Source organism: Rhodovulum sp. DZ06, assembly GCF_050586345.1.
Lineage (GTDB): Bacteria > Pseudomonadota > Alphaproteobacteria > Rhodobacterales > Rhodobacteraceae > JBOCEF01.
In genome coordinates this window covers 1-26,069 of sequence record NZ_JBOCEF010000056.1, presented here as the reverse complement: position 1 = coordinate 26,069, position 26,069 = coordinate 1, and the positions used below count along the sequence as shown (strand labels likewise).

Sequence of the window (26,069 nt, the reverse complement as noted above, 5' to 3'; positions counted from 1 at the left end):
GAAGGGGGGTGGTTGGTTTGTGGGGTTCTCCCCCCCCCCTCTCCCCCCCCCCCGCCGCACCCCTGCGGGGGCGGCAGGCGCCGGGACCCGCCGCGGCGCCGCCAGGCGGATCGCGTTCCGCTTGGCGTTGCCGGGGGCGGGGGGCGCGGCTAGGCTCGCCCGCGAAACAGGGACAGGGCGGGACAGCCGCCGAGAGGGAGAGACAGGGATGAGCGCAGAGCTTCTGGGCATGACCGCCTGCGACATGGGCCGGGCGATCGCGGCGGGGGACACGGACCCGGTGGTGCTGACCGAGGCGCATCTCGCCGCCATCGAAGCGCATCCCGAGGCGGACCGGATCTACGCCCGCACCACCCCCGAGCGGGCGCGGGCCGAGGCGGCGGCCGCCGCGCACCGCGCCCGCACCGGCACCCGCCGGGGGCTGCTCGACGGGGTCCCCATTTCCTGGAAGGACCTGTTCGACAGCGCCGGGGTGGCGACCGAGGCGGGCTCGGCCATGCTGGCGGGCCGCACCCCCGGCGCGGATGCCGAGGCGCTGGCCCGGGGCTCGCGCGCCGGGCTGGTCTGCCTGGGCAAGACCCACATGACGGAGCTGGCCTTCTCGGGCCTCGGGGTGAACCCGGTGACCGCGACCGCGCCCAACCGGCACGACCCGGACTGGGCGCCGGGCGGCTCGTCCTCGGGCGCCGCGGCCTCGGTCGCGGCGGGGCTGGCGGCGGCGGGCATCGGCTCGGACACCGGCGGGTCGATCCGCATCCCGCCCGCCTGGAACGACCTCGTGGGCCTGAAGACCACCCATGGCCGCATCCCGGGGGACGGCACGGTGGACCTTGCGCCCAGCTTCGACACCGCCGGGCCGATCGCCCGCTCGGTCGAGGATTGCGCCCACCTCGCCGCCATCATGGAATGCGCCGCGGCGCCGGACCTGTCCCACGCCTCGCTCGAAGGCCGCCGGTTCCTGGTCGAGGACGGCGTGATGCAGCGCGACGTGCGCGAGGGCCCCGGCGCGGCGTTCGAGGACGCGGTGAAGCGCCTCGAGGCCGCGGGCGCGGTGATCGAGCGCGGCGCCTTGCGCGAATTCGCCGACTGCCTGCCGCTCTCGGCCGCGGTGGTGGTGGGCGAGGCCTGGGGGATCTGGTCCGAGGTGATCGAGGCGCAGGGCGAGAAGATGTTCCCCTCGGTCCGCACCCGCTTCGCCAACGGCGCGAACGTCTCGGCGGCGCAGTTCGTGAAGGCGTGGGAGGAGCTGAAGGCCCTGCGCGCCTCGGCCGTCGCCTCGATGGCCGGGTATGACGCGGTGCTGGCGCCGACCGCGCCGATCCTGCCGCCCTCGGTCAAGCGGTGCCTCGAGGATGACGCCTATTACGCCTCCGAGAACCTGCTGGCGCTTCGCAACACAAGGGTGGGCAACCTGCTCGGCCTGTGTTCGCTGACCCTGCCGACGGGAACCCCGGCCTGCGGGATCATGCTGACCGCCGCGCCGAACATGGACCGGGCGCTGTGCCGCCTCGGCGTCGCCGCCGAGGCCGCGCTGGGCGTGCGCTGAGGGCGCGACCGCGCCAGCCCGGGGGCGAAACGGGGGGCTGCGGGGGCGTCGCGGGGCCGCGACCCCGCCGCCCGGCGGTGCAAACAGCGCATTCGCCCTTCCGCCGGGCTTGACGCGGCGGGCGGGCTCGCCCCAGACTTTCGGTCCCCGCGGCGGCGGACAGGCGCCGCGCGGGGATCGCGCAGCCAGGGGAGGAGCGCAGCGACGATGGCGAGGGCATCCGGACATCCGCGCCGCGGCGTCTGCGCCGCGTTGCCGCCCGCCGTGCTGGCCCCCCTTCTGGCCCCCCTTCTGGCCGCCCTGCTGTCGGCGGCCCCCGTCGCCGCGCCGGCGGCCGAGATGGACGCCTCGGAGATCGCCCGCCGCCTGATGATGCAGCGCGGCGGCGACGGGGTGCAGACCGCCGCCGCCCCCTACAAGCGCACGGACCGCCTGCGCGGAACCGCGCCCGCCGCCGCCGCGCCGGTGACCATCGACCTCGAGATCCTGTTCGCCTCCGGTTCCGCCGCGCTGTCGCCGCCCGCGGTGCGGCAGCTTGCGGCCCTCTGCGCCGCGCTGCGCGCCGACCTGCGCGCGGGCCCGCGCCGTTACCAGATCGTCGGGCATACCGACGCCGCCGGCGACGCGCGCGAGAACCTGATCCTGTCCCAGTCCCGCGCCGAATCCGTGGCCGGCTGGCTCTCCGGTCCCGAATGCGGGCTGGACGGGCGCCGCCTGACCCCGGTGGGGATGGGCGAGACCCGCCTGAAGATCCCCGACCGTCCCGACGCCCCGGCGAACCGGCGGGTCGAGATCAAGTCCCTGTCCTGACCGTCCCGTCCTGGCCGCCCATCCTGACAACGTCGTCCTGACGTCATTTCCCGGAAGTCCCCATGACCGAGTCCGCCTACCGGCTTGAAGACGATTTTTACAAGCCGGTGACCCCGGCCGAGCCCTGCGGGCCGAACATGCAGCGGGACGAGGCCTATGCCACGCTCCGCCAGCTTTCGACCCCCCGGCCCGGGCGCTATGACCCGATCAACAACGTGGACCTGCCGCCCAGCCCGCCGGACTGGTCCAAGGTGCGCCCCGCCGCGCGCGAGCTGCTGAAGAAGTCCCGCGACTGCGCCGTGTTCATCAACCTCGCCAAGGCCGAGATGGCCGAGGGCGGGATCACCGCCTATGCCGCCGCGCTCGACGCGCTGCTGTTCAACCTCAAGACCTTCTGGGAGGACATGCACCCCCAGGGCGACGAGGACGGCGATTACTGGGAACGGGTGGCGGCGCTGCGGGGCCTGTCGGACGCCAACGCCTTCGCCAAGCCCCTGGAGAAGGCGCCGCTCCACGTCTCCCGCATGGCCGGGCCGATCACCCTGCGCACGCTGCAGATCGCCTCCGGCTCCGCCTCCGCCGCGGAGGGCGAGCTGTCGCTGACCGAGGCGGCGCTGGAGCAGCTGATCGCCGAGGAGAATGTCGGCCCGAAGCTGGTCGAGGCCCATGCCGCCGCCGCCGCGGCCAAGGCGACGCTGGCCGAGATCTGTTCCTTCGTCTCGGCGCAGGAGGGGTCCGAGCCGCTGGCCGCCAAGGACCCGCTCGACGCGCTCGACAAGGTGCAGACGCTGCTGGCCCCGTTCCTGGACGCGCCGGAGGCCGAGGCGGCCCCGCAGGAGGCGCCGGAGGGAGAGGAGGAGGCCCCCGCCGCCGGCGCCGCCGCCGCGCCGGTGCGCCGCCCCGCCGCGGGGGATCTGAAATCGCGGGCCGAGGCCGAGGCGCTGATGCAGGGCGTGATCGCGCATTACGCCGCCTCGGGGCGCTCCAGCCCCGTGCCGCTGGTGATCGCGCGGCTGACGGAACTGATGGGCTCGAGCTTCTCGGAGGTGCTTGAACAGATCGCCCCGGGGGCGTGGGAGGAGGCGGCGCTGCCGCTCGCGGGCCTCAAGGCCGACAAGCTCGGGGCCGCGCCCGCCGCGCCGGCCGCGCCCGACCCGGCGAAGATCGCCGCCGCCTCGGCGCAGCTGGACGCGGCGGTGGAGTCCGTCAAGCAGACCCTGCGCGACGGCTACGTGCCGTCGACCGAGCAGATGGACGCCGTCGACGCCGCCTCGGCCGCGCTGAAAGCCGCCGCGACGGTCGAGGTCGCCGCGGATGGCGGCCCGGCGGTTCCCGGCGGGCCGATCGAGACCCCCGCCGACGTGCGCTCCGCCATCGACCGGCTGGTGAAGCATTTCGAGGCGACCGACCCCAACAGCGTCGTTCCGGCCTTCCTGCGCCGGGCCAAGCCGCTGGTGGACCGGACCTTCCCCGACATCCTCAAGGAGCTCGCCCCCGAGGGCGCGGGCGGCGCGAAACTTCTTCTCCATCCCCGCAAAACGTGATGTGATCCTTGCGTCAGGCGCAAGCGTTTCACACACGTGTCACACCCGGCGCCGCCTAGTGCGCCCAAGCGATTGATCGAAGCCCCAGGAGGTCCATGATGGCCGGCGACAGCAGCCAGAAATTCATCGGGCGCAACCGCGCCCCCCGCGTCCAGATCGAATACGATACCGAGGTCTACGGCGCGCAGAAGAAGGTGAACCTGCCTTTCGTGATGGCCGTCATGTCCGACCTCAAGGGCAAGCCCCAGGACGGCGAGGAGATGGTCCCCGTCGATGAGCGGGAGTTCGAGGACGTCGACATCTCGACCTTCAACAAGTTCATGGAAGGCACCAAGCCCCGGGTCGCCTTCCGCGTGCCCAACAAGCTTGGCGAAGAGGGCGGCGAGCTGCCCGTCGACATGACCTTCACCTCGATGGACGATTTCACCCCGGCCAAGATCGCCGAGAAGGTCGCGCCGCTGAAGGAGCTGCTGGACGCGCGCAACCAGCTGCAGTCGCTGCTGACCTTCATGGACGGCAAGGCCAATGCCGAGAAGCTGGTCGAAGACCTGCTCAAGAACCCCGAACTGATGAAGTCGCTCGGCCAGTCCGGCGACAAGCCGGCGGAGGAATAATCGAATGTCCGAGACCGAAGCCCAGGCCGCCGGCGGCGCCGCCGAGGAACTCTCGCTCGACGGCTTCCTCGAAAGCGTCGACAAGGAATTCAAGCCGCGGAACGACTACGCCAAGCAGGAGATCCAGAAGGCCGTCAAGACGCTGGCCGAACAGGCCCTGTCCAAGGCCAACATGATCCCCGGCGAGGTGGTGCAGCAGATCAAGGCGATGATCTCCGAGATCGACGCCACGCTGACCGCGCAGATCAACGAGATCCTGCACCACGAGGATTTCCAGTCGATGGAAAGCGCGTGGCGGGGGCTCCATTTCCTCACCGCCCGCACCGAGACCGGCGTGGACCTGAAGATCAAGGTCATGAACATCTCCAAGAAGGAGATCGCCAAGACCCTGTCCAAGTTCCCCGGAACCGACTGGGACCAGTCGCCGCTGTTCAAGAAGCTCTATGAATCGGGCTACGGCGTGCTGGGCGGCGAGCCCTACGGCGCCATCGTCGGCGACTACCAGTTCGACCATTCGGGCCGCGACATCGACATCCTCAAGGGGATGGGCAAGATCGCCGCCGCCGCGCACGCGCCCTTCATCTCGGGCACCGCGCCGTCGCTGTTCGACCTCGACGACTGGGCCGACATCGGCAAGCGCAAGGACCTGGCGACCCTGTTCCAGACCCCGCCCTATGCCGAGTGGCGCGCCCTGCGCGAGGGCGAGGACGCGCGCTATATCGGCCTGGCGCTGCCGCGCTTCCTGGCCCGCCGCCCTTACGGCAAGAACAACCCGGTCGACGAGTTCGACTTCGAGGAGGACACCGGCGGCGCCGACGCCACCAAGTTCTCCTGGGCCAACTCGGCCTACGCCATGGCCGCCAACATCACCCGCGCGCACAAGATGTACGGCTGGTGCTCGCGCATCCGCGGCGTGGAATCGGGCGGCGCGGTGGAAGACCTGCCGACGCACACCTTCCCGACCGAGAAGGGGACCTTCGCCGAGCAGTGCCCGACCGAGGTGTCGATCACCGACCGGCGCGAGATGGAGCTGGCCAACCTTGGCCTCATGCCCCTGATCTACAAGCAGAATTCCAACATGGCGGCGTTCATCGGCGCGCAGTCCCTGCATGCGCCGGTGGAGTATGACGACCCGGATGCGACCAAAAACGCACACCTGGGCGCGCGGCTTCCGTACATGTTTGCATGCTCCCGCTTCGCTCACTATCTGAAACACATGGTCAGGAACAAAGTCGGTTCCTACATGGAGCGGGAGGACATGGAAAAGTGGCTCGGCGCCTGGATCCAGCAGTACGTGCTGTCCCAGTCGAAGGCCACCGAAGACCAGAAGGCGCGGCGTCCGCTGGCTTCCGCTGAAGTGAAGGTGGAAGAGGATCCCGAGAACCCCGGGATGTACGGCGCCAAGTTCTACCTGCGTCCTCATTATCAGCTCGAGGGCGTGAATGTTTCCCTGCGGCTCGTCTCCAAGCTCCCTTCGGAGAAAGGCTAACGGGTATTGCGGCGCACCCCGCCCCTATTTCTTTGGGGTGCGCCGGTTGATTGAAGAGAAACCAGCCAACCAAGGAGAAACGTTATGGCTGTTCAGATGATCCTGCGTCTCGACGACATCGGTGGTGAGTCCAAGAAGGACGGCCACGCCGGCGAGATCGACATCTCTTCCTGGAACTTCGGGATGACCCAGTCGGGCACCTGGCACACCGGCGGCGGCGGCGGCGGCGGCATCGTCAACATGCAGGACGTGACGCTGACCAAGGCGATCGACGCGGCCTCGTGCGACCTGATGGCACGCTGCTGCGACGGCGCCCACATCCCGACCGGCACCCTGACCGTCTACAAGGTCGGCGGCACCAACCTCGACTACTACAAGATCGACCTCGAGAAGATCATCATCTCCTCGGTCCAGACCACCGGCACCGCCGGCGGCGACGACGTGATCGAGACCGTGTCGCTGAACTTCGCGGTCATCAAGATCAAGTACAAGGAGCAGGCGGACGACGGCTCCGCGGCGGCCGAGTACGAGATGGGCTTCGACGTCGAGCAGAACATCGCCGTCTGACCGGACGCGATCTTCAAGCTCCTCGACAGGACAGGGAAAGGGCCGGCGCCATGCGTCGGCCTTTTTTCGTTAATAAACTCCAACCCGGTTTCGGGTTTCCGGCTGCAATTTTCAGCCGACGCCGGACCCGTCGCCGTCATTTCGCCCGCGCCCGCGCGTGACCCGCGGGATCTTCGTGAAAACCGGATTGGAGAGAGCCATGCCCCCCTACGTCACCAGCGGCGCCCTTGGCCGCGCCACGTCCAAGCACCGCAAGATCACCCTCTTCGTCGGTCCGCGGCTGTCGGGGGGCGACGTCCCCGAGATCCTCGGGGAATCGCGCTTCCAGCACGACGCGATGGACCTCTACGATTTCAACTGGGGTGAGGAATACACCGGGACCTGGGCCGTGGGCGGCGGCGGCTCCGCGGGCGTCGCCGCGGCGCGCGAGATCGAGGTGCTGAAGGAGATCGACAAGGCCAGCCCGGCCCTTCTGCAGGCCTGCTTCGTCGGCGGCGTCTACGAGACCGCGCAGCTCAAGGTCTTCAAGGCCGGGGGCGCGACGCTGGAATACGTGACCTTCCACCTCGAGAACGTCTCGATCCGGTCCTATGACATCATCACCGATGACCCGTCCGAGAAGCTGAAGGAGACGCTGCGCCTCGGCTTCGCGCGGCTGCGCATGACCTATCGCGTGCAGGGCAATCTCGGCGCGGTCGAGAGCGAGCACGAGGGCGGCATCGACGTCCAGGCCAACACCGCCTGGTAAGGCGCGCGGGACCCGGTTTCCCCCACCGCGCCCGACGTCAGGGCGCGGAAATCCTTTGGCCCCGCGGCGGCTTGCCCTTAGTCTGGCGGGCGTTGGTTTCAGACGATTGCGACCGCGCCGAAGCGCCGGGGGGAAGACGAGATGAGCAAGACCGCGAGCGCGGCCGAGGAGGCGCTGAAGCAGGGCGACCTGAAGGGATGCCGCGAGGCGCTGTTCAAGCATGTGCGCAGCAAGCCCGAGGACGCCGCCGCCCGCGCCTTCCTGTTCCAGTTCCTGTGCCTGACCGGCGAATGGGACCGGGCGAAGAAACAGCTGCAGCTCTTCGCCGAGATGGACGCCACCGCCATCGGCTTCGCCGCGATCTACTCCGCCGGGATCGACGCCATGGTCGCCCGCGCCGACGTGATCGCGGGCAAGACCCTGCCCCCCGTCTTCGGCCCGCCCGAAGCGTGGATCGCCAAGCTGGGCGAGGCGCTGCGCCAGGACGCCGCCGACCCCGCGCTGGCGACCAGCCTGCGCCAGGACGCCTATGCCGAGGCCCCGACCCGCAAGGGAACCGTCGACGGCAAGCCCTTCGACTGGATCACCGACGCCGACGCCCGCTTCGGCCCGGCGCTGGAGGCGGTGGTGGACGGCGCCTATCACTGGCTCCCGTTCCAGCACATCGCCAAGCTTGAGCTCGAGGCCCCCAGGGACCTGCGCGACCTCGTGTGGATGGAAGGCGCGCTGACCCTGACCAATGGCGGGTCTTTCGGCATCCTCGTCCCCGCCCGCTACCCGGGGGCCGAAACCAGCGGCGACGCGGCCGAGGTGATGGCCCGCAAGACGGATTGGGAGGAGATGGGCGAGGGCATGTATCGCGGCCGCGGCCAGAAGATGCTCGCCACCGACCAGGACGACCTGTCGCTGCTCGACGTGCGGGTGATCGAGTTCGAGGCCCCGGAGGTGGAGATGAATTTCGACGCCGGCGGCGCGGACCTGTCGGCCGAGATGAAGCTGAGCTCCGACCCTTCCTCCGATACGTCCTCCGGGGCGTGACATGCCCGCGGACAGCGAACGCTTCTGGCCCTCCCTGCGCGACCGGCTGAAGGACCGCCGCGCCGGGGGCCTGCCGATCGACGACCATTTCCTGACCGCCGAGCAGCTGCGCGCCCACGTCAAGCGCGACCTGGAGAACCTGTTCAACGCCACCTCCCTCGACACCACCGAGCCGCTGGACGGCTGGCCTCGGATGCGCCGCTCGGTGCTGAATTTCGGCGCGCCGGACCTGACCGGCCGCATCGCCGCGGGGATCGACGCGACGGGCCTTGAGCGCCGCCTGCGCGACGTGATCCTGGCCTTCGAGCCGCGCCTGCGGCCCGACACCGTGCGCGTGCGCGTCACCACGGTGACCGACAAGGGCCAGGTGGACCCCGAAAAGCCGCTGAAATTCGAGATCATGGGCGAGATCTACGCGACCCCGGTGCCCGAGCAGATCTACCTGTCCTCGACCTGGGACGTGGAGCTGAACAAGGCCGTGGTCGAGGTGGAGACCTCCTGATGGAAGAGCCGCTCAAGACCCTCTACGAGCGGGAGCTGGCGCATCTCGACAGCCATGCGCGCGAATTCGCCGAGCGGCGCAAGTTCCGCCAGATCGCCGCCCGCCTCGGGCTGGGCGACGCGGTGGCGGTGCAGGACCCGTTCGTGGAATGGCTGCTGGAGGGGTTCGCCTATCTCGCCGCCCGGGTGCAGCACAAGCTGGACCAGGAATTCCCGCGCTTCAGCCAGAACCTGCTGTCGGTCGTCTATCCGCACCTCTCGGCCCCCACCCCGTCGATGATCGTGGCCGAGCTGACGCCCGATCACGACGATTCGGGGCTGATCGACGGGCCGCTGGTGCGCAAGGGGGTGGAGCTTCGGGCCCAGTCCTCGGGCGCGGGCCGCAAGCGGGTGCCCTTCGTGACCGGCCGCTCGGTGCGCCTCTGGCCCTTCCGCCCGCCGGAGATGGAGTACCTGTCGGACCGCCCCGCCGTGGTCAGCCGGTCCGAGACCACCGTCCACGCGGCCGAGACCGAGCTGCGCCGCCGCGCCGCCCTGCGGGTCGAGGAGGAGGGCTCGCACCCGCTGAAGGTCGAGGCGGGGCTGGTGATGCGCCTGCAGATCTCGCAGGACCAGCCGATGTCGGCGCTGGTCTGCGACGAGCTCGACCTGTTCTTCGCCGGGCGCGGCCGCCAGCCGCAATCGCTGTTCGAGGCCTGCCTGATGGCCTGTCCGCGGGTCGAGGCGATCATCCCCCCGCAGGCGCGCGGGGAGAAGCCGCGGGTCTTCCCGCTCCGGGCCGAGCCGCTGGGCTTCGAGCGCGCCGCGCATGGCGACGGGCTGCCGGTCGAGGATGACGCGCTGCTGCCCTACGACCTGCGCTCCTATGACGGGGCGCGGTTGCTGCACGAGTTCTTCTCGCTCCCCGAGCGGTTCCAGTTCATGCGCCTCTCGGGCCTCGCGCGCGCCTTCGCCGCGGCGGGGGAGGCGCGGGAGATCGAGGTGGTCTTCGCCCTCTCCTCGGGGTTCGGGCCGCTCAAGGGGCTGAACGGGCCGGGGGCGGTGAAGCTCAACTGCGTGCCGGCGGTGAACCTCTACGAGATGTCCTGCGACGACATCCGGCTGAACCTGAAGAAGGTCGAGCACCACGTGCTGCCCGACCGCGCGGCCCCGACGGATTACGAGGTGCATTCCGTGGTCTCGGTCGAGGGCTGGCCCGCGGGCGGCGCGGCGCAGGAATTCCGGCCCTTCTTCTCCACCTCGGGCTTCGGCGCGCGCGACGACGGCTCGCGCCGGTTCTACGCGCTCTCGCGGGCGCCGCGGGCCGAGCCGGTGGACAGCAAGGGCAATGCGCAGCTCAAGCAATATCGCGGCGACGAGGTGTATGTGAGCCTGGTGGACGAGGCCGCGGTCCCGTTTTCCCCGCGGCTGGAACGGCTTACGGTCAAGGCGCGGGTGACCAACCGGCACCTGCCGCTTTACGTGGGCGGGGAATCGGCGACCACGCAGCTGACCTGCGCCGAGGACCTCGGCTGCACCGGCATCCGCATCGCCGCGGGGCCGTCGCTGCCCCGCTCGGGCGCGCCCGCCGGGCCGCGGCTGTGGCACATCATCAGCCACCTGTCGCTGAACTACCTGTCGCTGATCGACACCGAGAACGGCGGCGGCGACGCGGCGATGCGCCAGCTTCTGTCGCTCTACGCCCCCGAGGATGACCGCGGCGCGCTGCGCCTCGCCGACGCGGTGCGGAAGGTGGAAAGCCGGGTGATCTCGGGGCGCCTGCACGCGCCGCCGGACCCGGCCGGGCGCCCGCAGCCGATCGTGTTCGGCCGGGGGCTTGAGGTCTCGATCACCCTCGACGAGGCGCAGGAGCGCAGCCCGGTGCTGGCCGCGATCCTCGACCGGTTTCTGGCCGGGTATGCGGCGGCGAACAGCTTCACCCAGGTGCGCGTGCTCGACACCAAGGGGCATGAGCGGTGCCTCTGGCCCCGCCGCTCGGGCACGAGGGCCACGCTGTGAGCGGAGGCGCGGACGACGATCCCTTCGGCCTTGGCGGGGGCGGCGCGGATCGCGACGGCCCGGGCGGAAGCGGGTCGGGGCAGGGGGGCGACCAACCCCTGGCGCCCGACCCCTTCGCCCCTGCGCCCGGCGCCGGGCCCGACCCGTTCGGCGGCGCCCCGGGCGAGGCGCCGCGCACCGTCGTCGTCGGCGCCCCCGGCGCGCCCGATCCCTTCGCGCGGCCCCCCGGCCCGGCCGCCGAGCCCGAGCCCGCCCCCGTCACCCGCGTTCCCGACGCCGAGGGCTGGTATGACGCCCCGCCGCCGCCGCCCGAACCCGACGCGCCCCCGCCCGAGGAGCTGCGCCAGGCCATGCAGGACGCGCTGGCCGAGCTCGCCGCCGATCCGACGGGGTGGGAGTTCACCGCCGCCGTGCGCCTGATCCAGGCCGCCAACCAGGACAAGCCGCGGATCGGGACCTCGGACCGCGTGGCCAAGGACCCGGTGCGCTTCGGCCATATCCCGACGCTGGCCTTCTCGCCCTCCGAGCTGCGCCACTACCAGCGCCGCGACCCCGAGGACAGCGGCCCGATGGAGCTGCTGGGCTTCCAGTTCGGCCTCTGGGGTCCGAACGGCGCGATGCCGGAATTCATCACCGAGGAGCTGCTGCAGCGCGACGATGACGGGCGGCGCGACGACGCGACCCCGGCCTTCGCGGACATCTTCCACCACCGGCTGATCTCGCTTCTCTACGCCGCGTGGGAGCGCGCGCAGATCGCCGTCGGGCGCGACCGGCCGGGGGCCGACCCGTGGGAAGGCTGGCTCGGCGCCGTGCAGGGCGCCCACGGCGCCGACCCCCGCGCCTGGCGCGGCCGCGATGCGCTGCCCGAGGAGCTGCGCCGCCGCCTCTCGGGCTGGTTCGCCTCGGGGCCCAAATCCGCCGCCGGCGCCGCCGCCGTGGCGACCGAGGCCGTGGGCGCCCCGGTCGAGGCGCTGGAATTCATCGGCGAATGGCTCCCCATCTCGCCCGACCAGCGCGCCCGCTTCGCCCCGCCGCATGAATTCGGCGAAGAAGGGGGGATGCGGCTCGGCCAGGACATCGTGGTGGGGGACCGCTACTACTCGCTCCAGACCCGGATCCGGCTGCGCACCGCGCCGCTGGGGCTGGCGCAATACCGCGACCTTCTGCGCTCGGGCGCCCTGTTCCCGGTGCTGCGCGACGCGATGCGCGCCTATCTCGGCCTCGCGCTGGCGTGGGAGCTTCAGCCCGTGCTCGACGTCGGCGAGGCGCCCGCCCCGAAGCTCGACGGCACGGTCCGCCTCGGCTGGGATTGCTGGCTCAGTTCCGCGCCGCCGATGCGGGACCTCGACGATCTCGTCCTGGAAGGCGCCTTTTCCGGCGCCGACCGCCGATGACCTGCTATTGATTGAGAAAACCCCCGCGCGCGCGAGGGGCCGACACGGAGGATTGAGATGTCCGGAATGAAGCGCTCCGACGTTCTGAAGAAGCTGAACGCGCCCGCCCGCCGCGCGCTCGAGAACGCGATGAAATCCGCCAAGCTGCGCGGCAACCCCTACGTGGAGCTGGTCCACTGGGTCGAGCAGCTGTGCCTCGCCGAGAACGGCGACGTGGCGAAGATCGTGCAGCATTTCGGCATCGACCCGGGGCGGCTCGCGGCCGACCTGACGGCGAGCATCGACGCCCTGCCGCGCGGGTCCACCACGCTGTCGGACATCTCGGACCACGTGTTCGAGATCATCGAGCGCGGTTTCGTGCTGGGCGCGATGCGGTTCGACGACGACAAGGTGCGCTCGGGCTACATCATCCTCGGGGGGCTGGCGACGAGCGGGCTGGACCGGATCCTCAAGCGCATGTCGGGCGAATTCGACAAGATCAAGCTGGAGGACCTCGAAGCCGGGCTGCCGGGAATCGTGCGCGGGTCTGCGGAAGACGGAGAGCCGTCGATGCAGAGCGCGGGGATCGACCCCGGCCGCCCCGGCGAATCCTCGGGCGCGGTGCCGCCCTCGGGCAAGCAGGCGGCGCTGGAGGCCTATGCCGAGGACCTGACCGAGAAGGCCAAGTCCGGCAAGATGGACCCGATCGTCGGCCGGGATGAAGAGATCCGGCAGATGGTCAACATCCTGATGCGCCGCCGCCAGAACAACCCGATCCTGACCGGCGAGGCGGGCGTGGGCAAGACCGCGGTGGTCGAGGGCTTCGCCCAGCGGCTCGCGCGCGGCGACGTCCCCCCGCAGCTGCGCAACGTGCGCCTGATGGCGCTCGACATCGGCTTGATGCAGGCGGGCGCCTCGATGAAGGGCGAGTTCGAGAACCGCCTGCGCCAGGTGATCGACGAGGTGCAGTCCTCCGAAACCCCGATCATCCTCTTCATCGACGAGGCGCACACCCTGATCGGCGCCGGCGGCGCGGCGGGGACCGGGGACGCGGCGAACCTGCTGAAACCGGCGCTTGCGCGCGGCGAGCTGCGCACCGTCGCCGCCACCACCTGGGCCGAGTACAAGAAATACATCGAGAAAGACCCCGCCCTGACCCGCCGCTTCGAGACGGTGAAGGTCGAGGAGCCGGACGAGGCGAAGGCCGTCCTGATGCTGCGCGGCATCGCCAGCAGCCTAGAGAAACACCACCGCATCCAGATCCTCGACGAGGCGCTGGAGGCCGCGGTGCAGCTGTCTGCCCGCTATGTCCCCGCCCGCCAGCTGCCGGACAAGGGCGTGTCGCTGATCGACACCGCCTGCGCCCGCGTGGCCGTGTCCCAGCACGCCGTGCCGCCGGAGGTGGAGGACACCCGCCGCCGCATCGCCGCGCTGGAGGTCGAGCAGGGCATCATCGCGCGCGAGACGGCCATCGGCCTGGATACGGAGGCCCGCGGCGCGTCGGTCTCCGCGGATCTCGAGGCGCAGCAGGCGCTGCTCGAGACGCTCGAGAAACGCTGGGAGGACGAGAAGGCCCTCGTGGACCAGATCCTCGACCTGCGCGCGAAGCTGCGCGGCGATGGCGGGCACGTGGAGGGCACCGGCTCGAAGGTCGAGCACGCGGCGGACGAGGCGGCCGAGAGCGCCGAGGGCCCGAACGTGGAGGCCGCCGACCCCGCCGACATCCCCGACGGCCCGCTGGAGGGCGCGGCCCGCGACGCCGCCATGGCCGAGCTGACCCAGGCCATGGCCGCGCTGGAGGAGCTGCAGGGCGAGGCGCCGCTGATCCTGCCCACCTGCGACCGGCAGGCCGTCGCCTCGGTGATCCAGGACTGGACCGGCATCCCGGTCAGCCGCATGGCGTCCTCGGAGATCGACTCGGTGCTGAACCTGGCCGAGCAGATGCAGGGCCGCGTCGTCGGCCAGGACCACGCGATGGAGATGATCGCCAAGCGCATCCAGACCAACCGCGCGGGGCTGGACGCCGAGAACAAGCCCATCGGCGTGTTCATGCTCGCCGGCCCTTCCGGCGTCGGCAAGACCGAGACCGCGCTGACCCTCGCCGAGATGATCTATGGCGGCGAGCAGAACCTCGTGACCATCAACATGTCCGAGTTCCAGGAGGCGCACACGGTTTCCACGCTGAAAGGCGCCCCCCCGGGATATGTCGGCTATGGCGAGGGCGGCGTGCTGACCGAGGCGGTGCGGCGCAAGCCCTATTCGGTGGTGCTGCTGGACGAGGTCGAAAAGGCCCATTCGGACGTCCACGAGATCTTCTTCCAGGTCTTCGACAAGGGGATCATGGAGGATGGCGAGGGCCGCCGGATCGACTTCAAGAACACGCTGATCCTGCTGACCTCGAATGTCGGCTCGGACCTGATCATGAAGATGTGCGAGGACCCGGACCTGGCGCCCGAGCCCGAGGGCATCGCCAAGGCGATGCGGCCGGAGCTGCTGAAGCACTTCCCGGCGGCGCTGCTGGGGCGGCTGGTGGTGATCCCCTATTACCCTCTGTCGGACGAGATGATCGACATGATCGCGGCGCTGCAGCTCAAGAAGATCCAGAAGCGGGTGAAGGCGGCGCACGGGGCCGAGCTGACCTACGACCAGGCGGTTCTGGACCTGATCCGCACCCGCTGCACGGAACTGGAGTCCGGCGGGCGCATGATCGACGCGATCCTGACCAACACGCTGCTGCCCACCATCTCGCGCGAGGTGCTGGTGCGGATGGCGGAAGGATCGCCGATCAACAAGATCTCGGTGACGGTCGAGGACGAGGAATTCGCCTACGAGATCGAGTGATCCGGGGATGGGGCGCCCGAAGGGCGCCCCCCCGAACGGCGCCCGCAAGGGCGGCGGAACCCTTCGGGCGGCATGACGGGGCCGGGCGGCGACGCCCGGCCCCTTGGCGTTCCTGGAGGGCGGAATCCGTCCGCTCAGGGGGGCGATGCCCCCCATTCGCGGCCGGATGCGGCAGGCGCCGCGCGGGGCGCCCGGGACGCGGGGGCTTTCATAACCATAAAACCAGTGATATAGAATCATCATGACCGACGCCGAGATCGCATCCGCCCTCGCCGCGCTGGGCCACGAGGCCCGGCTCAAGCTGTTCCGCCTGCTGATGCGCGCGGGGCCGGAGGGACTGAGCGTGGGCGAGATCGGCCGCCACCTGGGCCTCGCGCCCTCGACGCTGGCGCATCACCTTGGCGCGCTCGTCGCCGCCGGGCTGGTGGAGCAGGAGAAACAGGGCCGCGCGGTGATCAGCCGGGCGGACTTCGCCGCCCTGCGCGGGATCTTCCGGGCGGTCGAGGCGGAGTGCTGCGCGGGGGTCGAGACCCTCGACGACGACGCGGCCTGAGGCCGGGGGCTGCCGGCCTCGATGACATCCAGGACCGTCCCGCCGCGTGGCGGGGCGGGCGGCGCCGCGCGCCTTCGTGCGGCCTGATACAACCACAAAACTGGTGATATAGACATGTCCACCCAAGCCGACGCCCCCCGCCCCTCGCCGCTGCGCGCGGCAATCGCCTCGGTCGACCGGGTCTGGGCCGCGCTCGCCCTCGCCTTCGCCGCGCTGGCGCTGATCGACGCGCGGCAGGCCGCGGACAGCGCCGTTTTCGTGGCCGATGCAGGGCTGGGGATCGCGCCCTTCCTGCTGGCCTCGGTGGCCTTCGCGGCCTGGGCGGCGGCGACGGGGGCGGACAACCTGATCGCGAAGGCCTTCAGCGGCGCCCCCGCGGCCGCCATCCTCGGGGCGGCGCTGGCCGGGGCCGTCTCGCCCTTCTGCTCCTGCGGGGTGATCCCGCTGATCGCGGCGCTGCTGGCGATGGGGGTGCCGCTGGCGCCGGTGATGGCGTTCTGGCTCGCCTCGCCGGTGATGGACCCGAGCATGTTCGCCCTGACCGCGGGCACGCTGGGGGTGGATTTCGCGGTGGCCAAGACGCTGGCGGCGCTCGGGCTGGGGCTGCTGGGGGGCTTCGGAACCCTGGCGCTCAGCCGCGGCGGGGCGCTGTCCGATCCGCTGCGCGAGGGCGTGGGCAATGGCGGCTGCGGCGGCGGCAAGGTCCGCGCGCCCGCCCGCCCGGTCTGGCGGTTCTGGGAGGACCCGGCGCGCACGGCGAAGTTCGGGACCGAGGCGCGGCGCTCGGCGCTGTTCCTGGCAAAGTGGCTGCTGCTGGCCTTCCTGCTGGAATCGCTGATGCTGGCCTGGGTCCCGGCCGAGGACATCACCTCGGTCCTCGGCGGAGACGGCGCGGCGCCGGTGGCGCTGGCGGCGCTGGTTGGGGTGCCCGCTTACCTCAACGGCTATGCCGCGCTGCCGCTGGTCTCGGGGCTGATGGAGCAGGGCATGGCGCCGGGCGCGGCGATGGCCTTCCTGGTGGCGGGGGGCGTGAGCTCGATCCCCGCGGCGATGGCGGTCTGGGCGCTGGCGAAACCGCGGGTCTTCGCGCTCTATCTCGGCTTCGCGCTGACCGGGGCGCTGGGCGCGGGCTTCGCCTGGGGCGCCATCGCCTGAGGCAGGCGCGCCAGCATCGCGCGGAACGCCCGGCCGTCGGCAAGGGGGCGGGCCGGGGCCTCACCGGCCCCCGCCGCCGCCGCCCGGCCCGCGGGGGACAGCCCGGCCAGCGCCCGGGGCCCGGGCAGCAGCGTCTCGGCCCAGGCGCCCTCCGCCCGGATCAGCGCATGGTCCCGAGTCAGCAGGTGCACGCAGTCCATCGCCTGCGCAGGCGCCCCGGACACGCCCGGTCGCCCGATCAGCATCCGCGCCGGGACCAGCAGCCCGCCCAGCAGCACCCGGTGCTGGCGGGTGATCCGCAGCGCCGCCGCGGGGCCGGTCCCGCCGAGGCCTCCCAGGGCGCCCGGCGCGATCTCGACCCAGCGCAGGCGCGGATCGGCGGCGGCCGAGAGGGCGCAGACCCGCCGCCGCTCGACCCACAGCAGCGGCTGCGGCCCGCGGTCCAGCGTCTCCACCACGTCGCCGGGCCCGAGGGCGCCGACCGGGACCGGCCCGCCCGGGGTCTCGATCCGCGTGTCCGCGTCGAAGCAGATCAGCGGCGCGTTGGTCGGGGTGATGTAAGCGTCGTTGCCGTAGAGATCGCCCGAGGTGTAGTTCGAATCCGTCTTGAAATCCGCGATGTTGGGCGTGCCGTTCAGGGTGTCGCCCGCGATCAGCACCAGGTCCCGGGTGGTCGGCGGCACGCTGTCGGGGCCGGTCAGGTAGCTCCCCGTCCCGGCATCCCAGGCCGAGGAGACGGCGGCCCCGACATAGGTGTTGCCGACCGTCAGCTGGGTGACGCGGAAATAGTATCCCGTGACCGGGTCGCGCAGGATGAACTCGTAATTCGCCTCGAGCTCCTCGGGCGGGGAATGCAGCCCCCCGGCGTAGTCGGTGAAATCGGCGGCGAGGTCGACGCCCGCATCCGGCACAGAGGTCCCCGCCACCTCCACCGCCGCGACCTGCGAGAGGTCGGTGAAGCGGAATCCGTCGCCCGCGGCGGCCTGCCCGGCGCTGGTGTCGTTGGGGTCGAGCATCAGGTGCGGGTCGCTGAACGACCCGGGCTCGAAGATGTAGAAGGTGGCCATGGCGCCTCCGCGGAGGCGCCAAGACTGCGCGCGGCGTGCTTAATGCGGCGTTGAAGGCCGGCGCCGGGCGCTCAGCCCGTCCGGCGATAGCGCAGGATCTCGGCCCCCGCGTCGCTTTCCACGAAATAGGTGTCCACCGGCTCGCCGAACATCTGCGCCGTCTGCTCGGCGTCGCAGGTGGGCAGGAAGCTGCGCAGCACCCGCGGGTCGTAGAAGCGGAAATAGACGAACTGGCCGTCCGGCATCTCCACCACCGTCAACCGGCGGAAATGGGACCGCAGGTCGAGGATCCTGCGCTCGGACGTCAGGAAGATCGCCCAGCTGTCGCCCCAGCCGTTCTCGAACAGCCAGTGGAACAGGGGCTTGTCGCGGTCGAGCTGCACGAGGTGCGGCGCGACCATCTCCATCTCCGGGGCCAGTTCGCCCATGAACAGGCATTCGTGCGGCGGCGCCTGCGCGTCGAGCACGGGCATCAGCTCGAGGCACCTGGCCCCGTCGATCACCGCGTAGGCGTTCAGGAACCGGTCCCCGAACAGGGCGGACTCCAGCTCGGATTTGATCGGTCCGAGATCGGGCTTGTCCGTCATGCGATTCAGGCCCCCCAAGCCGGCTGGGTGCAAGAGTGCCGCGGGCTTCTCCCGCGATCAAGGCGCGTTTTGCGATGCATCTTTTTCGATCCCATCGGCGCCGCTACGCCTTCTTTCCGGAGCCTGACGCCCCGCCTGAACCACCGCCTCCGGCCTTCTTCTTGTCGGCCTCCTTCTTCTTGCGGGCCTGCTCGCAGACCTCGCAGAACGGCGCGCCCGATTTCGACGCGGCCAGCATCGCCGCTGCGGCGGGGTTGCTGCTGATCGCCCGCAGGGCCGCCTCCCAGTCGCGGCCGCGCGCGGCGGGCGCCTCCGAGCCGGGCTCGTCCTCCATCGGCTCCTCGGGGGCCTCGGCGGCCTGCGCCGCCGTGCCCGGACCGCTTCCGGCGGACCCGCCGGAGTTGATCTTGACCATCGCCCCCTTGATGTCGACGCCCATCTGGGAAATCACCACGAAGTTGCCGCCGACTTTGAGGGTCAGCTGCGTCCCCGCCTCGATCACCACGTTCATGCCGGCCTTGATGTGGACGTTCTGCCCGGCCTGTTCGACGATGTTGGCGTCGGACTTGACCAGCTGGTCCGAGGTGACCTTGACGTGGTTGGCGCCCTGGACCTTGAGCTTGTTGTCCCCGGTCACGCTTTCATGCTGGTCGCCGTCGACCTTGCGCTTCGACAGCTCCCCGACCGTGACATGCTCCTCGGTCCCCACCAGCTCGACATGCTTCTCGCCGGTGCGCAGGTGGGTGTCCTTCTGGGAGTGGATGAAGACGTATTCCTCGCCCGCCTTGTCCTGGAATTCGAGCGCGTTGAACCCGCCGCCCCCGGGGGTGGAGCGGGACTTGATCGACATGATCGAGGCGTCGGAGGACGGGTCGTGCGGCGGGCGGGCGGCGTCGTTCCAGACGCGGCCGGTGACGATGGGCCGGTCCGGGTCGCCGTTGAGATGTTCGACCAGCACCTCCTGCCCGTTGCGGGGCCACATCGCCATGCCCCACTCGGCGCCCGCCCACATCTGGCTGACGCGGGCGCGCATCGAGGCCATGCCCTGCCGTTCCCACGAGAAGGCGACGCAGATGCGGCCCCACTCGTCGACGTCCAGCTCCTCGCCATTGGCGTTGGTCACCACGGCGGTCTGCACGCCGTGGATGCGGGGCCAGGGGGTCTCCTGCTTCGCGCGCCACTTGGTGGATTTGGGCACCGCGCGCATCTGCATGGCGAAGGTCGTCTCTCCGCCCGTCGAGGCGCGGGATTCGTAGCCGTCCTCGACCAGCTCGCACAGGCTTTCGATGCACAGAAGCTCGGTGTCCGACATCCAGTCGGCGCCGGCTGAGGTGTCGATCTCGACGCAATAGCCCGCCGCCACGGCGCGGGCGTTGCCGGCGCCGAGATAGAGGTTCACATCCGCCTGCCGCGCCTGGGCGCCGATTTCGGCGAGGGCGCCCCCCCCGCCGCCGTCCCGCTGCCCGGCCTGGTAGTGATAGACCTCGAGCTTGGCGGTGCTGTAGTCGGTGGCGATGGTCTCGGACCCCTCGAGCGAGGCGCGCGGGGTGAGGAAGTTGTAGTCCTGCGTGGTGTAGGTGTCGGGCCGGATCCGGCCCTCCTGGCTGAAGGTCTCGAAATACTCGATCATGTGGCCGCGGGCCGAGCCGGGCTCGCGCACCGGGACCGGCTGGGCCTGGGGCATCGAGGGGTGGCTGTGCCCGGCCTTGACGATGTGCAGCTTCACGGCGCCGTTTTCATGCGCGTGGTAGAAATAGCTGCCGTGCCGCTCCATCAGGCGGCAGATGAAGGCGTAGTCGCTCTCCTCCCACTGCACGCAGTATTCGAGCGTTTCGGTCAACCCGTCGCAGGTTTCGGGGGCGATCCCGTGCTCTTCCAGCACCGCCTTGACGATGTCGGCGACGGACATCTCCTGGAAGATGCGGGAGTTCTGCGTCTGCGTCAGGAACCACATCGGCGGGACGAGCGTGGCGCGGTAGACGCTCATCTCGTCATCGCCGCGCAGCAGGCCGAAGCGCATGCAGGTGCCGGACCAGTACCGTTCTTCGCCGTCCGGGTCCCATTTCCAGGCGACGGTCATGTTCTGGGCGAGGAGGTCCTTCGCCTTGAGTTTCGGGTCGTTCGAATAGAGCTCGAGCTCGAGCTCGAACAGGCCTGACAGGCGCTCATGCGCTGTCAGCTTGTGAAACAGCAGGGCGTCGGGGCCGAGCGGGGACCCGACCTGCACCTGCCGATTCGCCTGGCTGGCGGTTCTGGTTGCGTTCATGTCCAATCGGGCTCATTGCAATCACTGAAAAAGTCGCGCGAGGGCCGCCGAAGGTCCCCGACCAATAAGGGCGACGGACGGTCCTGACATAAAAGGTAGGCGCGCCCCCCGTTCCATGCAAGCGCGGGGCGGGGATCGGCGGCCGTGCGCGGGGGCCTTCGACGGGTTCTCAACGCGCCGCCGCGGCCCTGCGCGCGGTTGAAACCGGCCCCGCGCGCTCCTATTCCCGGGGGGACGCCCCATCACCGGCCCCGACGCCGACGCCTTGCGGGAAGGACCTGCCCGATGACCGACGCCGCCGACATGCCCGCCGCCGCCCCCGACGCCGCCCGCCCGAAGCTGTCCCTGCGCCTCGCCGCCCCGCGCGGCTTCTGCGCCGGGGTCGACCGGGCGATCAAGATCGTGGAGCAGGCGCTCGAAAAATGGGGCGCGCCGGTCTATGTGCGGCACGAGATCGTGCACAACAAGTACGTGGTCGACGGGCTGCGCGCGAAGGGCGCGGTGTTCGTCGAGGAGCTGGACGAATGCCCCGGCGACCGGCCGGTGGTGTTCTCGGCCCATGGCGTGCCGAAGGCGGTCCCGGCCGAGGCGGCGCGGCGCGAGATGGTCTATGTCGACGCCACCTGCCCGCTGGTTTCCAAGGTGCATATCGAGGCGGAGCGGCACCACGAACAGGGCCTGCAGATGGTGATGATCGGCCATGCCGGTCACCCCGAGACGATCGGCACCATGGGCCAGCTGCCCGAGGGCGAGGTGCTGCTGGTGGAGACGCCCGAGGACGTGGCGGCGCTGGACCCGCGGGACCCGGAGCGGCTGGCCTACATCACCCAGACCACGCTGTCGGTGGATGACGCCGCGGCGGTGGTGGAGGCGCTGCGGGCGCGCTTCCCCTCCATCGTCGGTCCGCGCAAGGAGGACATCTGCTACGCCACCACCAACCGCCAGGCGGCGGTGAAGGCGATGGCCCCCGGCCTTGACGCCCTGCTGGTGATCGGGGCGCCGAATTCGAGCAATTCCAAGCGCCTGGTCGAGGTCGGGGCGCGGGCGGGCGCGGGGTATTCCCAGCTTGTCCAGCGCGCGGCCGAGATCGACTGGCGGGCGCTGGACGGGGTGCGCACGGTGGGCGTGACCGCCGGCGCCTCGGCCCCCGAGGTGCTGGTCGAGGAGGTGATCGCCGCCTTCCGCGACCGTTACGACGTCGAGGTCGAGGTGGTGGAGACGGCGGTGGAGACGGTCAGCTTCAAGCCCCCGCGGATCCTGCGCGACCCGGCGGCCTGAGGGCGCCCGGAACGGCGCGGCCTCGGGGAGGGGCAAGCCCTCCCGCTCGCCCGCGCCCCGCGCGCCCCGGGCCTTGCACGCGTTGCTGGCCGGGCGCCTGCGCGCTGGGGAACCCGGTGCGACGCTGGCCGCCGTCGCCTCGCCCGACGGCCGCGCCTGTCCCCCCGCCTGCCGCCCGGCGCCGCCCTTCCCCGGCGCGGCGCGCGGCGCCGAGCGGGGGCTTCATGCCCCCCGAGGCGGGGCGCTCTCCCCCCCCTCCGCCCTTGCGCCGCGGGCCGCATCGGGGCACATCCCCCGGACGCCCCCCGCGCCCGTCCCCCGGAGAGCCCCGCGCCATGTCCGCCCCGAAATCCGCCGCAGAGTCCGCCGCAGAGTCCGCCTCGACGCCGGACGCCGATCCGCAGACCCTCGCCTTCTATGACGGCAAGGCGGCGGACTATGCACCCTGGTCGGCGGAAACCGCGCCCCGCGGCTGGCTGATGAAGTTCATCGCGACGCTCCCCAAGGGCGGCCGCGCGCTGGACCTCGGCTGCGGCGCGGGCTGGGCGGCGGCGCAGATGGCCGAGAGCGGCCTCTCGGTCGACGCGCTCGACGCGTCCCCGGAACTCGCCGCCCAGGCGCGGGCGCGCTATGGCCTCAAGGTCCGCGTGGCGCCGTTCGAGGCGCTGGACGAGGACGCCCTCTACGATGGGGTATGGGCGAGCTTCTCGCTCCTCCACGCGCCCCGCGCCGCCTTCCCGGGGCACCTGGCGCGCATCTTCCGCGCCCTGCGCCCGGACGGGGCGTTCTACCTGGGCCTCAAGGGCGGAAGCGGAGAGCATCGCGACGATCTGGGCCGCTTCTACGCCTATTACGGGCTGGAGGAGCTGCGCGCCCTCCTCTCCGCCGCGGGGTTCGAGCGGATCGACGCGCGCGAATACGCGGCCGAGCCGGGCTATGACGGCGCCGCGACCCCCATGCTCCACTGCATCGCAAGGAAACCCGCATGATCGAGGTCTACGCCTATACCGACGGCGCCTGCTCGGGCAATCCGGGGCCGGGCGGCTGGGGCGCGCTGCTGGTCGCCAAACGCCCCGGCGCCGCCCCGGGCGAGGAGGTCGCGAAGGAGCGCGAGCTGTCGGGCGGCGAGCCGGAGACGACCAACAACCGCATGGAGCTGACCGCGGCGATCGAGGCGCTGGCCGCGCTGGGCCGCCCGTCGAAGGTCACCGTGGTGACCGACAGCGCCTATGTGAAGGGCGGGATCACCGGCTGGATGTTCGGCTGGAAGAAGAACGGGTGGAAGACCTCCTCCGGCTCTCCGGTCAAGAACGTGGACCTGTGGAAGAAGCTGGACGAGGCGACCCGGCGGCACGACGTGACCTGGGAATGGGTCAAGGGCCATGCCGGCCACCCGGAGAACGAGCGGGCCGATGCGCTCGCCCGCGCCGGGATGGCGCCCTACAAGCCCGCGAAGAAGAAGAAGCCGCGGCCGAAGGTCTGACGGCGGGGGTGAAAGGGGCAGGGGCGCGGCCCCGCGCGGCCCGCCGGCCCTCCCCCCCGCGCCTCGCCCCCGGGGGATCGCTCCCCCTCGGCCGAGCGTCGGCTGCGCCGCCGCGCGCGCCGTCCCTGCCGGGCCCGAGACTGTTCCGCCCGCCGCCCCGCGCGACGCGGGCGCGGGATGGAGGGGGTGCGGGGGAGGAAGGGTCGAGACCCTTCCTCCCCCGCGATCCCGGGCGTCGTCGGCCGAAGGCCGGGCGCAACACAAGGGGGCGGCCCGGGGGCGCCGCGTCCCCCCCCGGACGCCCCCTGGCCCCCCGCTTCGCTCAGCCCCGCGCAGCCCCCTTCGCCGCCGCCAGCGCCTGGCGCAGCACGCCGCGGTCGCCCACGTGGTTGGCCAGCAGCAGCACCAGCCGCGCGTTCAGCGCCATGCTCTCCTCCTCGGACAGTCCCTCATGGGCCGTCAGAAGCTCCTCGTAGAACCCGTCCGGGTCTGCGATGTTCGGGGCGGTGTTCAGCTCGGTCATGGTCGTCTCTCCCCCATCAGGCCTTGGCGCAGGCGGTGCGGATGGCGGCGCGCACCGCCGCCTCGTCATAGCGGTCCCAGCGCGCGGCGACATGTTGGTCGGGGCGCAGCAGGTAGACCCCCGAGGGCGCATCGCCGAGATACCGCGCCGCCAGCGCGCCCGAGGGATCATCCGCCGCGGACACGGCGACGCGCACCGCCGTCACCCCGTCCTCGGTCAGCTCCTGCGGCGCCTCGGCGTCGATGGTCAGCAGCTGGAACCGCCCGCCGAGGGCGTCCAGCAGGAACCCGCCGCCGAGCGGCGCATCGGGGCAGGGGGCGCCGGGGCGGGTCCGCTCCGGCCCGCCCGATAGCGCATCGGGCCCGTTCAACGGCAGCCCGTCATAGACGCAAGGCACGGAAAGCCGCCCCGAATTCACCAGCGGCCGGGCGAAGGCATGGTCCTGCGCCAGCGCCAGCACGGCGTTGCGGAACACGTGGGACATCTTCGATTTCGGCGTGATGAAATCGGTGGAGCGGGTGGAGTTCATGATGTTCTCCTCCGCCCCGTGGACCCGCTCGGCGTCGTAGCTGTCCAGCAGCGCATCCGGCGCCTCGCCGCGGATCACCATCCCCAGCTTCCACCCGAGGTTGTCCACGTCCTGCATCCCCGAATTGGCGCCGCGCGCGCCGAAGGGGCTGACCTGGTGCGCCGAATCCCCGGCGAAGATCACCCGGCCATGGCGGAACTTCTCCATCCGCTTGCACTGGAAGGTGTAGATCGAGGTCCAGACCAGCTCGTATTCCACGTCCGGCCCCAGCATGGCGTCGAGGCGGGCGCGCACGTTCTCCTCCTTCAGCTCCTCCTTCCGGTCGGCGTCCCAGCCGATCTGGAAGTCGATGCGCCAGACCCCGTCGGGCTGCTTGTGCAGGAGCGCCGAGGCGCCCGAGGATTTGAACGACGGCTCGAACCAGAACCACCGCTCGGTCGGGAAATCGGCGGTCATCCTGATGTCGGCGATCAGGAAGCTGTCCTGGAACACCCGCCCGGTGAAATCGAGGCCCATCATCCCGCGCAGCGGCGAATTGGCCCCGTCGGCGCCGATCAGCCAGTCGGCCTCGATCGTGTACGGCCCCTCGGGCGTGGTGATCGAGAGGACCACGTGGTCCTCCTTCACCTCGACGCTGTCGACGCGGTTCTTGCCGCGCAGCTCGATCGGGGCGCCGTCCGCTTGCGCCTTGCGCACGCGCTCGACGATGAAGCGTTCGAAATAGGGCTGCTGGAGGTTGATGAAGGCCGGGTTGCGGTGGCCGTCCTCGGGCAAGAGGTTGAATTCATAGACCTTCCGGTCCTCGTGGAACACCTTGCCAAGGTTCCAGACCACGCCCTTCTCGACCATCTCCGCGCCGCAGCCATAGCGGTGCGCGATCTCGAGACAGCGCTTGGAGAAGCAGATGGCGCGGGAGCCCATGCCGATCCCCTCGTGATCGTCGAGCACGACGACGGGGATGCCCTGGAGGCCGAGATCGAGCGCCGTGGCCACGCCGATGGGGCCGCCGCCGAGCACCACGACCGGGTGGCGCACGGGCGCCGCGGCGTCCTGGTCGACGGAGCGTTCATAGGGGTAGAGCTTGAAGGCGAGCTGGTAGCGGTCGTGGAACATGTGATCCTCCCGTGCCGGGCGGCCCACGCCGCCCTCCGGCCGCCCGCGCGTCCTCCCGGGGGCGCGAGCGGCGGTTGTCCTGTCCCCGGGGCGCGACGGCGCCGGGGGTGATGCAAGTTCAGGGTCCGGCGGGAACCGTCGCCCATCCGGGGCGCCGCCCGCCGACCACCCGAAGGCGCGACCCGCCACCCGTCCGGGGCTCCGCCCGCTGATGGCCCGAAGGCCCCACCGGGGCCTTCGCCCGCCGAAGGCGGGTTCGGCCATCCGTCCGGGGCTCCGCTCGCCGACCACCCGAAGGCGGGACCTGCCATCCGTCCGGGGCTCCGCCCGCTGATGGCCCGAAGGCCCCGCCGGGGCCTTCGCCCGCCGAAGGCGGGTTCGGCCATCAGCCCTGCAACGCCTCCCACATCTCGCGGTCGCGCTCGGCCGTCCACACCCGCGGGGTG

22 protein-coding genes are annotated in these 26,069 nt (G+C 71.2%); 17 read left to right on the top strand and 5 right to left on the bottom strand.

The genetic code is table 11. The annotated features are described in order from the left end of the window. Positions 1-208: 208 nt before the first annotated feature. The 14 genes from ACQ5SO_RS18735 (at position 209) to ACQ5SO_RS18670 (ending at position 16,777) form a co-directional block, all read left to right on the top strand. Positions 209-1,546, top strand: a complete 1,338-nt coding sequence (locus tag ACQ5SO_RS18735) for an amidase (RefSeq protein ID WP_430943169.1) — start codon at positions 209-211, stop codon at positions 1,544-1,546. 207 nt (positions 1,547-1,753) lie between these two features. Beyond that, positions 1,754-2,356, top strand: a complete 603-nt coding sequence (locus ACQ5SO_RS18730; RefSeq protein ID WP_430943168.1) for an OmpA family protein — start codon at positions 1,754-1,756, stop codon at positions 2,354-2,356. Positions 2,357-2,418: 62 nt separating this feature from the next. Continuing rightward, a complete protein-coding gene (locus ACQ5SO_RS18725) occupies positions 2,419-3,900 on the top strand; it encodes an ImpA family type VI secretion system protein (RefSeq protein ID WP_430943167.1) in 1,482 nt (493 codons plus the stop codon). A 98-nt stretch (positions 3,901-3,998) separates the two neighbouring features. After that, complete coding sequence (gene tssB, locus ACQ5SO_RS18720; RefSeq protein WP_430943166.1) at positions 3,999-4,514, top strand: type VI secretion system contractile sheath small subunit; 516 nt, start codon at positions 3,999-4,001, stop codon at positions 4,512-4,514. A 4-nt stretch (positions 4,515-4,518) separates the two neighbouring features. Further along, positions 4,519-6,003: a type VI secretion system contractile sheath large subunit gene (gene tssC / locus ACQ5SO_RS18715; RefSeq protein WP_430943165.1), complete on the top strand. Its 1,485-nt coding sequence runs from the start codon at positions 4,519-4,521 to the stop codon at positions 6,001-6,003. A gap of 84 nt (positions 6,004-6,087) precedes the next feature. Next, a complete protein-coding gene (locus tag ACQ5SO_RS18710; RefSeq protein WP_430943164.1) occupies positions 6,088-6,570 on the top strand; it encodes an Hcp family type VI secretion system effector in 483 nt (160 codons plus the stop codon). 199 nt (positions 6,571-6,769) lie between these two features. Next, positions 6,770-7,318: a type VI secretion system tube protein Hcp gene (locus ACQ5SO_RS18705; protein ID WP_430943163.1), complete on the top strand. Its 549-nt coding sequence runs from the start codon at positions 6,770-6,772 to the stop codon at positions 7,316-7,318. Positions 7,319-7,459: 141 nt separating this feature from the next. Further along, positions 7,460-8,356: a type VI secretion system accessory protein TagJ gene (locus tag ACQ5SO_RS18700; protein WP_430943162.1), complete on the top strand. Its 897-nt coding sequence runs from the start codon at positions 7,460-7,462 to the stop codon at positions 8,354-8,356. A 1-nt stretch (position 8,357) separates the two neighbouring features. Then, entirely contained in the window at positions 8,358-8,858 is a 501-nt protein-coding gene (gene tssE, locus ACQ5SO_RS18695; protein ID WP_430943161.1) for a type VI secretion system baseplate subunit TssE, read from the top strand. Continuing rightward, the gene (gene tssF / locus ACQ5SO_RS18690; protein ID WP_430943160.1) at positions 8,858-10,855 is read left to right on the top strand and encodes a type VI secretion system baseplate subunit TssF; all 1,998 of its coding nucleotides are present in this window, start codon (positions 8,858-8,860) and stop codon (positions 10,853-10,855) included. The genes tssE and tssF overlap by 1 nt, the downstream gene beginning before the upstream one ends. Then, a complete protein-coding gene (gene tssG, locus ACQ5SO_RS18685) occupies positions 10,852-12,249 on the top strand; it encodes a type VI secretion system baseplate subunit TssG (RefSeq protein ID WP_430943159.1) in 1,398 nt (465 codons plus the stop codon). The genes tssF and tssG overlap by 4 nt, the downstream gene beginning before the upstream one ends. A gap of 57 nt (positions 12,250-12,306) precedes the next feature. Next, positions 12,307-15,069: a type VI secretion system ATPase TssH gene (tssH, locus tag ACQ5SO_RS18680; RefSeq protein ID WP_430943158.1), complete on the top strand. Its 2,763-nt coding sequence runs from the start codon at positions 12,307-12,309 to the stop codon at positions 15,067-15,069. A 241-nt stretch (positions 15,070-15,310) separates the two neighbouring features. Then, complete coding sequence (locus tag ACQ5SO_RS18675; RefSeq protein ID WP_430943157.1) at positions 15,311-15,622, top strand: ArsR/SmtB family transcription factor; 312 nt, start codon at positions 15,311-15,313, stop codon at positions 15,620-15,622. A gap of 114 nt (positions 15,623-15,736) precedes the next feature. Next, complete coding sequence (locus ACQ5SO_RS18670) at positions 15,737-16,777, top strand: permease (RefSeq protein WP_430943156.1); 1,041 nt, start codon at positions 15,737-15,739, stop codon at positions 16,775-16,777. Here the strand turns inward: ACQ5SO_RS18670 and ACQ5SO_RS18665 are convergent. From ACQ5SO_RS18665 to ACQ5SO_RS18655, 3 genes are all read right to left on the bottom strand, one after another. Then, entirely contained in the window at positions 16,714-17,844 is a 1,131-nt protein-coding gene (locus ACQ5SO_RS18665) for a Hint domain-containing protein (RefSeq protein ID WP_430943155.1), read from the bottom strand. The two genes, ACQ5SO_RS18670 and ACQ5SO_RS18665, sit on opposite strands and share 64 nt — an antisense overlap. 71 nt (positions 17,845-17,915) lie before the next feature. Next, positions 17,916-18,431 carry a DUF4123 domain-containing protein gene (locus ACQ5SO_RS18660; RefSeq protein WP_430943154.1) on the bottom strand — a complete coding sequence of 172 codons (516 nt, stop codon included), beginning with the start codon at positions 18,429-18,431 and terminating at the stop codon, positions 17,916-17,918. Between the two features lie 103 nt (positions 18,432-18,534). After that, positions 18,535-20,697, bottom strand: a complete 2,163-nt coding sequence (locus ACQ5SO_RS18655; protein ID WP_430943153.1) for a type VI secretion system Vgr family protein — start codon at positions 20,695-20,697, stop codon at positions 18,535-18,537. A 285-nt stretch (positions 20,698-20,982) separates the two neighbouring features. Between ACQ5SO_RS18655 and ispH the strand changes: the two genes are divergently transcribed. The 3 genes from ispH to rnhA all read left to right on the top strand — a co-directional run bounded on the left by ispH (position 20,983) and on the right by rnhA (position 23,458). Beyond that, positions 20,983-21,975, top strand: a complete 993-nt coding sequence (ispH, locus tag ACQ5SO_RS18650) for a 4-hydroxy-3-methylbut-2-enyl diphosphate reductase (protein WP_430943152.1) — start codon at positions 20,983-20,985, stop codon at positions 21,973-21,975. A gap of 335 nt (positions 21,976-22,310) precedes the next feature. After that, a complete protein-coding gene (locus tag ACQ5SO_RS18645) occupies positions 22,311-22,964 on the top strand; it encodes a class I SAM-dependent methyltransferase (RefSeq protein WP_430943151.1) in 654 nt (217 codons plus the stop codon). After that, positions 22,961-23,458 (top strand): ribonuclease HI, encoded by a 498-nt coding sequence (gene rnhA / locus ACQ5SO_RS18640; RefSeq protein WP_430943150.1) that lies wholly within the window; start codon positions 22,961-22,963, stop codon positions 23,456-23,458. Before ACQ5SO_RS18645 ends, rnhA begins: the two co-directional genes overlap by 4 nt. A 322-nt stretch (positions 23,459-23,780) precedes the next feature. On the opposite strand, the gene ACQ5SO_RS18635 is transcribed toward rnhA, so the two are convergent. After that, complete coding sequence (locus ACQ5SO_RS18635) at positions 23,781-23,981, bottom strand: DUF2783 domain-containing protein (RefSeq protein ID WP_430943149.1); 201 nt, start codon at positions 23,979-23,981, stop codon at positions 23,781-23,783. 16 nt (positions 23,982-23,997) lie between these two features. Next, on the bottom strand, positions 23,998-25,623 hold the full coding sequence (locus ACQ5SO_RS18630; RefSeq protein WP_430943148.1) for an FAD-dependent oxidoreductase: 1,626 nt from the start codon (positions 25,621-25,623) through the stop codon (positions 23,998-24,000). Between the last annotated feature and the right edge of the window lie 446 nt (positions 25,624-26,069).